Raw genomic sequence first — 16,208 nt, 5'->3', positions numbered from 1 at the left:
AATTAAAAAATCCGTTTAATTCAATTATAAGCAATACATAGATTATAATAATTCGTGAATTCGTGGCTAAAAAATTAGAACGGATAACCGATAGCGATATTCAGAATTAGATTGTCTTTTCTCCAAGAACTGCTTCCGAAATTAACATCATCAATTAACCATCTTTGTCCGTCTGGCAAAGCAGGATTTCTGAGCGGAATTGCCAAGTCTGTTCTTAAAACAAAAAACGATACATCAAAACGTAAACCTACTCCAGCGCCAACAGCAATTTCTTTCATAAAGTCTTTTGAAATTTCTGCTCCAGGTTTGTCCGGATCGGCATGCAAAAGCCAAATATTTCCCGCATCTAAAAACACCGCTCCTTTCACAATGCTAAATAGTTTTGCTCGGTATTCGGTATTAAATTCCAACTTCAAATCGGCTGATTGATCAGGGGTATAATTATTATTTGTTGGAGGCGGGATCACATAACTTCCTGGCCCCAGAGTTCTTGCTCTAAAAGCTCGAATACTATTGGTTCCTCCAACTACAAATTGTTTTGATGCGGGAAGTGTATTCGAATTTCCGTAGGCAAATCCAGCTCCAACGATCAATCTGCTTGCGAGTTCACTTTCTTTTCCTAGTTTTAAATAATGCCTGAAATCAGTTCTGATTTTTACATATTGACTAAACGGAACATCAAATATCGTTTTAACTTTATTGGGATAATCTGCACCTGTAACCAAACCTGTAATATTTCCTGCCAAATCTAATTCGCCATTAAAATAAATAGTGTTTTTTCGGCGTTTCTGCATCGTGTTAGTGTAGGTATAATTGTAAGTTGGCCCAAAAATTAACTGTTTCTCAATTACTTTTCCTAATGCTGGATCATCTTTTATATCTTCTAAATATTCTGGCGTTACATGATTTGGACTTACATATGTCACATCTATAACATTCAATTGATGCTCTTTTCGAATATTTTCTTTCCATAAATAACCAAAAGAGGTATTGAAAGAATTCAGCGCATACAATTGTGTACGTTTTTGGTATTCATAACGAATTGTTGCCTTGGTTCTTGGCACATATTCGCTGTTTCCTTCAATATGAAAAGGAGTTATAAACCTCGGCCATGTTAAACTAACTTCTCCCCCAAGTTTATAAATATTTTTACCTTTATTAACACCACCTAACTGAAAATCGGCTCCTCCAAAAATCGAGGCAGTAAACAATTCTGCACCACCCAAAAAGTTTCTATTATTCCAGTTCAAATTCAATTCTGTACCAGTGTAACTTGCTGAATTGGTTTTCCCGATAACTTCGACACGAATAAACTTTTTAGGTAAAAGAGTTAAGTAATAATAGGAATCTAAAGCATTGTCAATACTGTCTGAAGGCTTAAATTCATTTTTAACAAAACTGAAAGTTCCTAGATTTACAAAACGGTTCAGAGTCAAATTATGATCTGTTCGGTTGTATAAATCCCCTTTTTTAAAATAGATTGTTCTGTCATAGACTCTCGGTTTAAAAGTCTCTGCAGTATCAATAATCGTAAAATCTTTGTACTGTGTGATATTCTTTTTTCTATAAACCATACTATCGTTGGCCAGAGAATAATTCGGATAAACAAAAATGTTATTTATGGTATAAGCTCTTAAAGCTTTTGCAGGCGTTTCATCTTTAATAACCAATCTTATTTTTACTTCGTGATCGCCCTTACTGCTGTCTACTTTTGCCAGAAGATAATCGGGACTGAAATAGTAATATCCTTTTTCTTTCAACCTGGCATCGATACGTTCTCGTTCTGCTTTTATAACATCCAAATCATAAGGTTTTCCCACTTTCAATAAACTGCGTCGGCTTGATCTGGCAATTATTTTTGACATTTTTAAAGAATCATCTGGAAATGTGACGCTTTTAATAATATATTGCTTTTTGGGAACAACGGTATATTCTGCCGTAACTCTTTTATTACTTACGGTAGAATCGGCACTTACGCGAGTTTTAAAATAACCTCTGTTTTCTGTAAAATTTCGTAAAACTGAAGCGTTATAATCTAAATCTACTTTGCTGAAAAGCACTGGCTCTTCTCCCACTTTAGTTCGAAGCCAATATCTAAAACCTTTTTGTTTTTTAGGTTCGCTAGCAATATTATAAAACCATAATTTCGGGCGTAATCCTAAAAACGTTTTATTCGGTTTTGGGCGAAGAAGTCCTTCCAACTCCGTTTCGAGTGCTTTTCTATCTTTCTTTTTCATAATAGAATCTTTCACTTTTACCGAGCCGCCTGTGTACAACAAATCGCCTTCTGGAAGATATTTTGTATTACTGCATCCAAAAACAAAAAACAGGGATATCAGTACAAAATACTTTGCAAAATGACTATTTATATGATTACGTTTTTTGTTCATTTCCTTCAATTTGATTTTCCTGCAATTCCTCCTTCTCTTTATCTTCCTTCTTTTTCTGTTTTTCTTTTTCTTTTCGAAGCTTTTCTTCTCTTATCAGTTCTTTTTCTTTTTCGGTTCGATGGAAAAGTTCTCTGAATTTATTGTAACTCATCGTGATAATAAAAGCAACACCCGTTTCTATCACCTGTCCTTCTACTGCCACTTGATATTGATTTTTTCTGTAGGCACGAACCATATAACGGCCGTCTTTCGTTAATTGATAATCCAAAGCGACATCTCCGGCAATATTGGTACTTTCTTCATTGGCTCGCTCCGCGCCTTCTACTCCAAAACTGCTTCCAACAGTTACTTTTAATCTGTCATCCAACAGTTTTTTTGAAACCTCCACATTCAGATCGGTTCTGTTTTGCATGGTTCCAGAAGTGTAATCTTCAGACGATTCTAAATCAAAATTGACTTCAAATCCTGTAATTAATTCTCCAGCCAGATTATTCAATTGCTGCGAAAGAATCTTACTCACACTTTGTCTCGCCATCGTTTCGGCACTGATTCCTCCGCTCTGACTCGCAAACGGATTTTCACCCACAAAACGGTTTAATAACAAAAGGGCAAAAACCTGTTTGTTCAATTCTGCAGGATCTTGTTCTAATTGTTTCAACTTGGTTTGCGTCATTGTAACCACATCTGTAGAAACATTATAATTTCCATCTGGCAATACAATTCCAAATGAAATTTCAGGTTTCATCAATTCTCCGTTCATTTTCAGTAAAGTCTGAAACGGAAGTTTTTGTTTATATGTGTTTTGAACTGCCTGAGTCTCACTTTGTAATTGTTTTCCAAGTAAATCAATTGGTGCTGCATCAACCTTATATATAGCCGTAATGCTTACGTTTGCCATTGTTGGTTCGCCATTCCAAGTAATAAAACTGCCTTTCTGGATATCGAATTTTCTTTTAATTCCGTTAAAATTCATTTGATAAGCACCATCTGAAAATTCATATTTCCCAGTTAGAGTTGTTTTTCCAGACTGATCGATTCCCCCAACCAATTCAGCTTCTCCTTTTAAGTTCAGATAATCTCCGTTTGACTTATCAATCAGTAAAGTCAATTCTGCTTCTTTGTCGATCGTAATGGCAACGTTAACGTCCATTCCTTTTAATTCCGATTGATCCAATTTATTCTGAAGATCAACTGTTTGTTTGAGATACATATTATCTTCATCCACAAACTCCACAATTCCTTCACGATCCGCAATTGAAGGGTCTGACTGTGGCATTACGACCGTAAACTTGGTTTCTTTATTTATTTTTAAAGTTCCATCTACAACCGGACTTTCTAAACTTCCTTTAATATTCAATTTAGTATCCAAAAATAAATCTCCGTAGAACAAATCATTATCAACAGCTTTAGAATGAATCGCTCTAAAATCGTCAGCTTCAACAAGCAGATTAAAATTGTATTTAACAAAATCTGGGGATTGAATAGTTCCATTCACGAACAGTTCATTATCATTTTCATCTAAAAGAGAAAACTTATCAAACGAAATTACTCCTTCATTGAAAGTGATTTTTTCTTGTCCCGTTTTAAAATAGGAATTAAGCTGTGTCACTCTGAAACCGGCATCATTAAAGTTCAATTCTCCATTCACTTTTGGTGCCGAAGTATTTCCTGTAACTTTAAAATTTCCAGACAAAAAACCTTTCCCTTCGGTAATATTGCCCATACTGAAACCTTGAATACTTTTGATGTACAGCTTATTAATTGCCATATCTAAATCAAAACTGCCTTCTGCAATTTTATATTCTCCAGTAAGTTTTACGTCATTGCCTTCATCACTTAAAACGACATTTGCAACAAGGGTATCTTCGGTTTTATTATCAACTTTTATTTCTAAATCGCCGACTTTTTCTCCTTTAAAAGTAAAATCATCTATTCTTAAATCGGATGTAAAAGTTGGTTTAGTCATTACATTTTCGACCAATGCATTTCCATTTATTAAACCTTGAATCATCGATTCATCTTTCGAGACCATATTCATAATGGTTCCCATTTTGAAGTTCACAAAATCAACTTGCAATGGCGCATTATTTTGTGTTCCCTGAGATTGAATCTTCAATTGGTCACCTTCCTTATTCAAATAAAACTTATTGATATAAAGTCTCTTGTCTCCAAATTCAATTGCGTTTTCGGGATCGACTGTCCATTTATCATAATTTAAAACAAAGCTGTCGGCATCGATTTTAAAAATGTTTTTGGAGTCTTCGTGTTTCAGGTTTCCAGCAATAAAATACTGCTGTTTTTCTTTGGCATCTTTGACTTCTAAGGCATACGTCAGTTCATTATTTTCTACTTTTCCTGACAAACTCGTAAACGGAATTTTAAGCGAGCCGCTTTCTATAGTCGCCACAGAAATCAAATATTGCAGCGCATTTTCTTTAGTTTCGATATTTATTCTTCCGTCCGAAATAGTGTTTCCGCCATACACAATTCGCGGAATCGTTCCTTTTACTTCCAAAGAATCGGCTTGACTGTTATATTTTCCGTTTATGGTAAAAGGCTCTAAAGCTGTGAGTTTTGGCAATAATTTCAAAAGCACAGGATCATTATCCACTTTCAAAGTAAAGGCCAATCTTTGTTCGTCTGATTCAGCGTTGACTTTTGGATTTTGAAGATTAATGTATTTAGACAATGATTTCTGAAGTGAATTTGCCAAAGTCGTCAATTTGTATTTTCCAGTCACTTCAGCTTTTAAAAATTGAGACGAAATTTTAATTGAATTACTGTCTTTATCTGCAAACGCAAAAACGCGGATAGAATCTAAAACAATTGGTTCTTTGTCCTGCAAAATCTGAATGTTGGACAGAAATAGTTTTCCGTTCAAGAAATCTGGATTGCTATTGGCAATATCGGCATCAACATTTCCGCGAAGTTTCATTGGGCCGGCATGAAGATTCAATTTTTCTAAATCGGCTATATCGAGATTTAATTTCAATTTTACGGTTGGATATTTGTCTTTTGTATCTCCGCTTGCGGTTAAATTAAAATTCAGATTTGGATCTTCCATTCCAGATTTTACTGCAAAAGATCCGTTTTCGATGTTTCCTTTCAGCGTTAGATCTTTATACGTATATCTGTTAAAAACTGCTTTCTTAACAATTCCATCAATTACGGCATTTGCCGTTTTCGGGTCTAAACCGTTTCCTTTTACTTTCGCGTTAAGCGTAATTTTCCCGATGGAATCGTTTTTGATCAATCTACCTAAATCAAACTCATTTAAGGAAACTGTAGCATCGTATTTCTCTCTTTTTTTAATACGCTGATCAAATAGAGCATCAACTTTTGCATTTCCGAAACTGCTGTTTAAAGCCAGATTCGTTTTGAAATTCTGAACAGAGCCTTTAAATTTCCCTTGCAAACTTAATTGAGATGGTAACTGAATATTCTTCGGAATTGTTCCAGCCGGCACAAACATATTAATGTCTTTTGCTGTGCTTGACATCTTTTTAATGTTCAAATCGTAATAGGCTTTTTCAGCATCTGGCAGTCCGGCTATTTTCCCCGAAAGGGAAACTTTTGTCGTTCCGATACCGCTCATTTCGAATTTGGAAATATTCAAATCTTTTACTTTTCCGCTCACACGGCTATCCACGTACAAAATCGCATTCGGATTGCTTTTAAACGGATTTGTATTTTGAAGATCGGGAACAAACAGTAAAATATCTTTAAAACCAATTTTAGACTGTTTTAAATTGGCATCAAGGGCAAGATTTCCTAAATCTTTCTGAAGTGATTCAAGTGATTTATATTGCGCTTTAACTTTATCCTGAACGAGAGTCTGCGGTGTTTTTAAATACAGATTTTCTAAAGAAGCATTTTTCGGTCCGTAAAAGAAATCGGTTTTGAAAGACTGAATCTGCAAACCGCTTTTTTCGTTTATGGTTAACGCTTTAATATTTCCTGAAATTGTATCATTTCCATAGTATAATTTCTCTGCTTTAAAATTGAATTTATCCAAATCCAAGTGTGCATAATCAATTCCTTTTGTTTTGGGTTTTGACTGCATATCGTCAAATTTGAAAGCGATATTTTCTAGATTGGTTTCGTTGAGTTTTACTTTCCAACCTGCTTGTTTTATGGCTGTTGTATCTAAGTCAGGAGCTTGAATCTGCTTATCTTTTACACCAAGACGCAAATTTCCTTTAAGATTTTTAACTTCAAAAGTATTAAAATCCAAAAACCGTTTATTAATATTAATCTCATTTACTACTAAATTTAAATTTCCTAAACTGATGCCCGAATTTAATTTGGAATCTTTATTATCGTATAAAACATCGATTTTAGACAAAGCTATTTTATCTAGTTTCAGTTTAAAATCTGGACGTTTTGAAACAGTGTCAACGGTTTTAACAGAAACTTCAGCAATTTTCTCGACAACGTCTTGATCTAGCACTACTTTCAAACCATTTAAATTGATGGTCGGAATATTAAAATCCATTTTATCAAGATCGAACTTTTTGAATTTGGTATCAAAATGCGTCAAGTTTACTTTGATATCATTCTTCGAAAAATTATCTTTAAAATTAAATTTAACCTGATCGAGATTTACTTTAACAACCGAAATTTTAAACGGTTTAGCATCGGTATCTTCTACTTTTGACTCTTTTGATTCAAATGCTTTTATGATATAATCAAAATTGAAAACGCCGTCTTTGTTTCTGGAAATATTCGCTTTTACATTTTCTAATGAAACAGAATTGATTTCGAGCTCGCTGCTTACGAGTTTAAAAAGATCGACATCAACCTCTAATCGTTTACCAGCCAACAAAGTATCTTTTTTTTGATCTTCAAAATAAAAACCTTCCAGAACTACATCTTTGGGAAATTTAATTAGAATTTTATCTAAAGAAACTTTAGTTTTAATCTTACCTTCAAGATAAGTAATCGCTTTGTTCTTAACGAAATTTTGAACTGACGGAACCTGAATTAAGATTATGAGAACTAATAAAAATGCAACTACAGAAACCACGCACCACATTAAGATACGAAGTGTTTTTTTAAGAAAATAAACTGGTTTCTTATTCATACGTCAATAAAATCGTTAAGATTAAAATTGCTTCTGAAAAAAGCAGGATTAGACATCTTACAAAAATGTAAAATTTAAACCTTAACAATTTACATAATTATGAGGAATTATTCTAAAATTTTATTGCCAACTGATTTATTAAAAACCAAGAAAAAAGCCAAACAATAAAATTATTTGGCTTTAATACTTTCTATTTAATTATATATATTTTTCTAATAAGAATATTTATTTGTAAAAGCGATTGATTGTCCGGGGTAATAATTAATTTCGGTAGGGAAATTATGGTCATTATAAGTATATGTTATCTCATTGGTGTAACTAGAATTGTTTGATAAAGTAACAGAATAACTTGTTACATTATTAACCGATGAACTAACTTGCGGCTGTTCCTCAAAGATTTTATTAAACCCTAAAACATTTCTCATCGGACTATTTTTATTATCATACTTATATGTTGTTACAGATGATGAAGTTTCATATTTTATGATATTTCCATCCTTTAATGTATAGATGTTCTTTGCAGAAATGACTTCTTCTGCCCCAGTTGAAATGGTAATTCTGCTGACTACAAATGAGACAACATCATTAGAAACATAGGTATAAGAATACTTGTCATAATAGTCTCGCCCTGTTAGTTTTCGCAAATAAGTTGTTAGTTTGCCATCAGTATAACTATACTCATTTGTCAAATCTGAGCTCTCTTTCTTTGTAATTAAATCTCCTGTATATGTATATTTTACAACATAATTATCAGAATGGGTACTACTGACAATTTTATTTCCATCAAAAACGAAATCAATAGTCACAGGGCTATCAAGTCTAGAAATAATTTGTTTTTTGGGCACTGTACTTGTCTCAGTATTCTGAGGAGTGTCGCTTTCGCTTGAACAAGATGTAAAAATAAATAGCGAAATACAAAGCAAATAAGTAATTTTTCTCATCATATTTAAAGGTATTTACTACAAATAAACATAATTTTAGAATCAAAACATAATAATTGTTCGTTTTTATTTTAAATATTTTTAAAACAAAACTCAAAAAAGTATTTTTTTACCACTAAAATACAATATGAGGCCATTTTTCTTCAACTTTTTTCATTTTCTGTTGAAGATTAGCTAAAAATTTTTGGTGCTGTTCTGATTCTGGATTGAAACTGCGATGACGAAGACTTTTTTGGATTTCGTCTACTTCTTTCATTACTTGAACAATTTCTTCTGAAACATAATTTTCGCTGAAAAGTTTCCAGATGTAATCTATCGCAATCTGATTGGGATGCAACATATCTTCGTTATAAAAACGATAATCACGAAGTTCGTCCATCACGATTTCATAAGAAGGAAAATAGTTATGAATTTTGAATTTTGAATTTTGAGTTTTTAAAACTTGATGTAGTGCCGTGAATAAATGAGATTTACTTAATTGGTTTTCTATAAAACCATCTTTTATATGACGTACCGGGGAAATCGTAAAAATGAAATTTATATATGGATTTAATGTCTGAATTAAATCGATCGTGTTTTGAATGCTTTTCTGAATAACTTCGGTGGACAATAATTCTTTTGAGAATTGTTTTTGAGCCACTTTATGGCAATTGGCAACAATTTCATCTTTTTCGAGATTTCTATAAATCCAAGAAGTTCCAAAAGTGATGATAATATGGGTCGCTTCTTTAAGTTGTTTATGGGTTTCTGTAATTGCTTTATTTAACGATTCCAGCAATTCTTGTCGATCTGAGTTACTTAAATCGGAATGCACTTCGTAACTATGCCAACGTTCGTTATAAAAAAAAACATCTTTTTCTTCGAACCATTCTTGTTTAGAAATTCTGCTAAATAATTTCTCAATAGAAACCGGATTAAAAATAATTCCAAAAGGATTCGTCTCATTCTGAAATTTAAAATAATCGAATTTCTCGGCCATATTTTCTGCAAAACAAGATCCAATAGAAAGTATTTTCGAATTATAATCGATTGGAGAATTGCTTTTTGAAATTGGAATTTGGGTTCTGAATTGCATGATTTTGAAATTAACTACGAATTTCACCAATTTTAATCAATAAAAAAACCAAATACAGAAGTATTTGGCTTTTTATAAATTTAAATATTACTTAATGTTTAATACGTATATTCAATTTCATACTCAATATTTTTTCCTCCTCCATCAAATGAAGTATGTTTTGTTGGGTATGAAGCATCATTATAAATATAAGTCGTTAAATAAACCGATGGATTCGGAAATTCAGTTGCTGTTCTTGTAGTTTTTACAATATTATTAGTTCCAAATCCATCAATTTCGTTTAATAATAAATTGAAACCTAGTATATTTTTAAGGGGATTTTTTTTGGAATCATATTCAAAAACTAATGTTGTGGTTGAAGAACCAGACTTTTCTTCCACTTTTATTAAGTTTCCATCTTTATACGTTAAAGTTCCTTCTCCACTTTTACTTTCGGTTTTCTTTATATTATCAACGGTGTAATCAATGTAAGAAACTGTTCCATTCGAATTATGAGTATAAACCACTTTCTCAATATAATAACCGTCTGGATACTCGATACTTATGTCTTCTCTAAAAACTCTAGTTTTTAGTTTTCCATTTTCATAACTATATAAAACTTCTTCATTTTTACTTTCTTTGCCATTTTCTATATCAAACTCTTCTTGTTTAATTATCACATCTCCATTGTATGTAAATATTGTTTTTGAATCTTCTCTAATGATATTTAGAATTTTATTACCATCGTAAGTTAAAGTTCCTTTACTATTTGTTCCTAAGTAAATAGAAGGGTAAACATAAGAAATCGTCTTTGGCAATGTAGAATCAATTTCTTGCAAAGGAGAATTTTCATCACTTGAACATGATGATAGGATTAATGCTATAGCACCAAAAAGCCATAATTGCTTTTTCATAATTGAGAAATTTTGTTATATTCTTCAAAATTAAGAAAGCCAGAAGCATTTGCAACTGGCTTAATATTATTAATAAAAATCTTCACTTATTAATAAAAATATTCCGTAGTACCTAGACTGTCAGACCCGTTATCAACTTCTTTAGTTGGATATCCTTGCTCATTATATGTAAAAGTGCTGTTTGTCCACAAATTACCATCTGATGTATCTGTAAGGATATTGAATTTAATTCCATTTCCTTCTCCATCAACAAATGCAATTTTATCCATTCCCAAAATATTTTTTGTTGGATTATTTTTATTATCATAAGTATATTTATGATTTGGTGAGTTAGAACTTATAATTTCGCTTACTTCACCATTTACAAATTTAATTGTAGCTGTTCCTGAAGCAACCGTTTGAGAAACATCACTTCCTGAATACCCTTTTACTGAAATTGTACCATCTGTATTATAAGTATAAACTTCCTTGTAACCTCTTAATATCGCTACACCTTCCTCATCGTCATATTCAACTCTTAAAAAAGTTGATAGCTTTCCATCATTAGTGTATGTAAACGTATTTACTTGTTCTGATTTTCCATTAGGGAGCTTGTAATCAATTTTTGTAATTAGATCTCCTGTATAAGTATAATACAGATTGAAAAATCCAGTATCATCTGTTACACTTACTATTTTGTTACCATCGTACTTAAAATTAACGGTAGCTTTATCACCTTCTGGACTTGTAATAACAGTTTTTTTAAGCAAAACAAGATCTGAAGAACTTGACGAATCATCGCTTGAACAAGATGTTAAAACTAGTGCTAAAGCACCAAAAAGGCATAATAATTTTTTCATATTGATTTGGTTAAAATTTGTTAATGGTGCAAACGTAGTACAACCAAATAGTAAAACCTTACGTGATTCCACATCAAAGCACATTTTTCAATTAAGTCAATTCTTAAAACACTAATAGTAAACAACATAAAAGTTTAACTAAATAATAAAGTTTTCAAAAAAAACTTAAATATGGAAAAATAATCTGCCTTTATGACTTCTTATTTTCAAATTAAAAAAGTGAGACACATAAAAAACTTTAAAAACCCTATCAGCAATTTCACCTGTAAAAAATTTAGATTTTTAATAACAAAAACCAACTCTAGAAACTAAAACAATTCCTTATTTTTGCATCTTCCATTTTTTTAAAATCTTATATGAAATTACTATATACCTACATTATCAGACACAAAATGCTCTTGTTTTTTGCGTTGATAATGGCTACTATCAACATTTGTTTCAGTTTGTCAGATTCAGTAATCACAGGAAAATTAATGCAGGACTGTGGCGTTGGAATCTCAAAATACAAAGGAAACGAAATCGGATTTATCAAATCTTTGGCTTTCTGGCTTGGCCTTTCTCTTGGCGCTGCTATGATTTCCAGAATTACCAAAAACTTTCAGGATTATTTTACCAATGTGGTCATTCAGAGAACGGGCGCGCAAATGTATACTGACGGAATCAAAAAATCTCTTGACCTTCCTTATGCAGAATTTGAAGATCAGCGAAGCGGTGAAACTTTAAGTAAACTGACAAAAGTTAGAATCGATTCAGAAAAACTGATTACGCTTTCTATTTCGTTAATCTTTCAGACTATTATCGGTTTTATATTCGTAATAGTTTATGTTGCCAGAATCAATTTCAGGATTTCGATTATCTTTTTAATTACGGCGCCAATTATTGCTTTGGTAAGTTTGTATTTAGGGAAAAAGATTAAAATCGTTTCTCGAAAAATTGTGAATCAAACTAATGCATTGGCAGGTTCTACCACCGAAAGTTTACGAAATATCGAATTAGTAAAAAGTCTTGGTTTGACGTATCAAGAAGAAAAGCGTCTAAACTTAAATACTTTTAAAATTCTGCAATTAGAATTACAGAAAATTCGTTTTATTAGAAGTTTAAGTTTCATACAAGGAACAACGGTTCATTTCTTAAGAACCTGCGTTGTTTTCGCTTTGTATTACTTCTTATTTGGAGGAAAAATTATTGTTGGAGATTTATTGACAATGGTATTTTTCACTTTCTTTATTTTTGGTCCTTTACAGGAATTAGGGAACTTTATTATTGCTCTGAATGAGACGAAAGTTTCTATGGAGAATTTTAAACATTTATTAAATGCTCCAAAAGAATTCCGCCCAAAAACTCCAAAACATGTTGGAGCGATTCAAAAATTGCTTTTCTCAAATGTAAGTTTTCAACATAAAACCGCCAAATTTAAAGCAGTCGAAAATATCAATTTCGAAATCAAACAAGGACAAACCGTCGCTTTTGTTGGTCCGTCTGGATCTGGAAAAACAACTTTAGTAAAATTATTAGTTGGATTGTATACTCCAGAAGAAGGAGAAATTCTGTACAATGACATCGATTCAACCGAAATTGATTTGCTAGATTTAAGAAAACAACTTGGTTTTGTGACTCAAGATGCACAATTATTCTCAGGAACAATCCGCGAAAACTTATTGTTTGTTAAACCAAATGCAACCGACGAAGAACTTTATGATGCTTTAAAACGTGCAAGCTGCGACAAACTTCTAAAACGTGCTGAAGATGGTTTAAACACCACAATTGGCGAAGGCGGAATCAAAGTTTCTGGCGGTGAAAAACAGCGTTTATCTATCGCAAGAGCTATTCTTAGAAATCCTAATTTATTGATTTTTGATGAAGCGACTTCTGCTTTGGATTCTATTACCGAAGAAGAAATCAATGATACGATTAGAAATATTTCAGACAAAAACAGAATCACAGTTTTAATTGCACACCGTTTATCAACCGTAATGCACGCTGACAGAATTTTTGTTCTTGAACAAGGTAAAATTATTGAGCAAGGTAAACACGAAGATTTAATCGTGGAGAAAGGGCTTTATTATGCGATGTGGCGCCAGCAGATTGGTGAGAGAAAATAGATTTTCTAAGGTGCTGAGATACTAAGTTGCTAAGATTCTGAGTTTTTTATGCCTTATTTGTCCATTTCTCCTTTCGAAATGACATAAAATGAGAAAATACTATAAATAACAAAACCCGACAGATTTTAAAAATCTGTCGGGTTTACTTTTATAAAAAACTCAGAACCTTAGTATCTTAGATTCTTAGCACCTTTAAATTATTTCACGAATTCCACTGCTTTAGATAAAGCTTCAGCAATTCCATCAACATTTTTACCTCCTGCAGTTGCGAAGAAAGGCTGTCCTCCTCCTCCACCTTGTATGTATTTCCCTAATTCGCGAACAACTTGTCCAGCATTTAGGTTTTTCTCAGCTACAATTTCTTTTGAAATATAACAAGTTAACATTGGTTTCCCTTCGTGAGCTGTAGCGAAAACAACGAATAAGTTGTTATAAGAACCACCCAATTCGTAAGCCAAATCTTTTGCTCCTTCTGGATTTAAATCTACTTGTTTTGCTAAGAACTGAACGCCATTGATTTCTTGCAATTCTTTAGCCAAATCAGCTTTCATGTTTTTAGCTTTATCTTTTAATAATGCTTCTAATTGTTTTTTCAATTGAGCGTTTTCATCTTGCAATGCTAAAATTGATTTTACTGGATCTTGAGCATTTTTAAGTGCATCTTTAATTTCAGCCAAAGAAACAGCTTGAGATTCAAAATATTCTTTCGCTGCTTCACTTGTAATCGCTTCAATCCTTCTAATTCCAGCAGCAACAGCTCCTTCAGAAACAATTTTAAAATGCCAAATATCAGATGTATTTGCAACGTGAGTTCCACCGCATAATTCGACAGAATCTCCAAATTTAATAGTACGAACTAAATCTCCGTATTTCTCTCCAAATAAAGCAATTGCTCCATCTTCAAGAGCTTGCTCTTTCGGAATTGCTCTTTTTTCAATTAATGGCAAACTCTCACGAATTCTCGCATTCACAAAATTTTCAACCTCTACTAATTCTTCATCAGTTACTTTAGAGAAATGAGAAAAGTCAAAACGCAATGAAGCATTTCTTACCATCGAACCTTTTTGCTCAATGTGAGTTCCTAAAATCTTACGCAAAGCTTGGTGCAACAAGTGTGTAGCCGAGTGGTTTGACGAAGTTTTAGCTCTTTGGTTTGCATCAACAACCGCATTAAACGTTCCAGTAAGATTTTCTGGTAACGATTTTGCTAAATGTATCGTTTGGTTATTTTCTTTTTTAGTATCAATAATATAAACGATATCACCATTTTGAGCTTCTAAATATCCTTTATCTCCCGTTTGTCCTCCGCTTTCTCCATAGAATGGAGTTGCATTGAAAACCAATTGGAAAATCTCACCATCTTTTGCACTTTCTACTCTACGGTATTTCGTGATTTTTACTTGCTGTGATAATCTATCATACCCAACAAACTCTTGAATATCATCTTCTACAAGCACATTCCAGTCACCAGCCGTTACTTTAGACGCTGCACGAGATCTTTCTTTTTGTAATTGCAATTGTTCCTGGAATCCTTCTTCGTCTAATTTCAATCCTCTTTCAGAAAGAATCAAAGCTGTTAAATCAATCGGGAATCCGTAAGTATCATACAATTCAAATGCCTTTTTACCATCAACAGTATCTGTATTGTTATTTGAAATTACAGCATCTAAAAGAACTAATCCTTGATCTAATGTTTTCAAGAATGAATTTTCCTCTTCACGAATTACATTCGAACAAAGTGCTTTCTGTGTTCTGATTTCTGGGAAAGAATCTCCCATTTGTTCGCTTAAAGTTTCAACTAATTTAAAAATAAATGGCTCTTTTGTTCCTAAGAAAGTAAATCCGTAACGAATTGCACGACGCAAAATTCTACGAATAACATATCCTGCACCCGTGTTAGAAGGCAACTGACCGTCAGCAATAGCAAAGGCTACCGCACGAACGTGATCTGCCACTACACGAATAGCAATATTCATTTTATTTTGTTCTTCACTAATGCCTGTTACATCATTAGTTGTGTATTTAGCTCCAGTAATGGTTTCGATTTCTCTAATTAAAGGCATGAAAACATCCGTATCATAATTTGATGTTTTTCCTTGTAAAGCCATGCATAAACGCTCAAATCCCATTCCGGTATCTACGTGTTGTGCTGGAAGTTTTTCTAAAGATCCATCCGCTTTACGGTTGAATTCCATGAATACGTTATTCCAGATTTCAACTACTTGCGGGTGATCATTGTTCACTAAACTTTTTCCAGAAACTAATGCTTTTTCTTCTTCAGAACGTAAATCAACGTGAATTTCAGAACAAGGTCCGCATGGTCCTTGGTCACCCATTTCCCAGAAATTATCTTTTTTATTTCCTAAAATGATTCGATCTTCGTCGATTAAAGTTTTCCAGATGTCCCAAGCTTCTTGATCAAACGGAACGTTATCTTCTTTACTTCCTTCAAAAACAGAAACATAAAGATTCTCTTTTGGAATTTTGTACACTTCTGTCAATAGTTCCCAAGCCCAGTTGATCGCTTCTTTTTTGAAGTAATCGCCAAAAGACCAGTTCCCTAACATTTCGAACATAGTATGGTGGTATGTATCAATACCAACCTCTTCAAGATCGTTATGTTTTCCTGAAACACGAAGACATTTTTGCGTATCGGCTATTCTTGGACTTTTTGGAGTTCCGTTTCCTAAGAAAAATTCTTTAAACTGGGCCATTCCCGAGTTATTGAACATTAGGGTTGGGTCGTCTTTAAGAACAATAGGAGCTGAAGGAACAATAGTATGCCCTTTACTCTCAAAAAAATCTAAAAATTGTTTACGTACGTCTTGTGATTTCATATTTAAAATTAGAAAAATGTGTCTGTTTTAATGTGTCAATTTGAAAAT

8 protein-coding genes are annotated in these 16,208 nt (G+C 32.8%); 1 reads left to right on the top strand and 7 read right to left on the bottom strand.

The window, feature by feature from the left end; translation table 11 throughout:
* Window positions 1-74: 74 nt before the first annotated feature.
* The 6 genes from tamL to ACNRYB_RS09545 form a co-directional block, all read right to left on the bottom strand.
* Complete coding sequence (tamL, locus tag ACNRYB_RS09570; RefSeq protein ID WP_473729922.1) at window positions 75-2,390, bottom strand: translocation and assembly module lipoprotein TamL; 2,316 nt, start codon at window positions 2,388-2,390, stop codon at window positions 75-77.
* Window positions 2,374-7,473 carry a translocation/assembly module TamB domain-containing protein gene (locus ACNRYB_RS09565; protein WP_473729921.1) on the bottom strand — a complete coding sequence of 1,700 codons (5,100 nt, stop codon included), beginning with the start codon at window positions 7,471-7,473 and terminating at the stop codon, window positions 2,374-2,376. The genes tamL and ACNRYB_RS09565 overlap by 17 nt, the downstream gene beginning before the upstream one ends.
* 212 nt (window positions 7,474-7,685) lie before the next feature.
* Entirely contained in the window at window positions 7,686-8,417 is a 732-nt protein-coding gene (locus ACNRYB_RS09560) for a hypothetical protein (RefSeq protein WP_473729920.1), read from the bottom strand.
* 112 nt (window positions 8,418-8,529) lie between these two features.
* Window positions 8,530-9,489, bottom strand: a complete 960-nt coding sequence (locus ACNRYB_RS09555) for a GSCFA domain-containing protein (protein WP_473729919.1) — start codon at window positions 9,487-9,489, stop codon at window positions 8,530-8,532.
* Window positions 9,490-9,587: 98 nt separating this feature from the next.
* Window positions 9,588-10,382, bottom strand: a complete 795-nt coding sequence (locus ACNRYB_RS09550) for a hypothetical protein (RefSeq protein WP_473729918.1) — start codon at window positions 10,380-10,382, stop codon at window positions 9,588-9,590.
* 89 nt (window positions 10,383-10,471) lie between these two features.
* Window positions 10,472-11,221: a hypothetical protein gene (locus tag ACNRYB_RS09545; protein ID WP_473729917.1), complete on the bottom strand. Its 750-nt coding sequence runs from the start codon at window positions 11,219-11,221 to the stop codon at window positions 10,472-10,474.
* 356 nt (window positions 11,222-11,577) lie between these two features.
* Between ACNRYB_RS09545 and ACNRYB_RS09540 the strand changes: the two genes are divergently transcribed.
* Window positions 11,578-13,323, top strand: a complete 1,746-nt coding sequence (locus ACNRYB_RS09540; RefSeq protein ID WP_473729916.1) for an ABC transporter ATP-binding protein — start codon at window positions 11,578-11,580, stop codon at window positions 13,321-13,323.
* Between the two features lie 197 nt (window positions 13,324-13,520).
* Here ACNRYB_RS09540 and alaS read toward each other — a convergent pair whose 3' ends face one another.
* Window positions 13,521-16,160, bottom strand: coding sequence for an alanine--tRNA ligase (gene alaS / locus ACNRYB_RS09535; RefSeq protein ID WP_473729915.1), 2,640 nt, complete (start codon window positions 16,158-16,160; stop codon window positions 13,521-13,523).
* Between the last annotated feature and the right edge of the window lie 48 nt (window positions 16,161-16,208).

The sequence above is a fragment of the Flavobacterium sp. CR10 genome (assembly GCF_055814415.1).
This window is presented reverse-complemented; position numbering and strand designations above follow the sequence as displayed.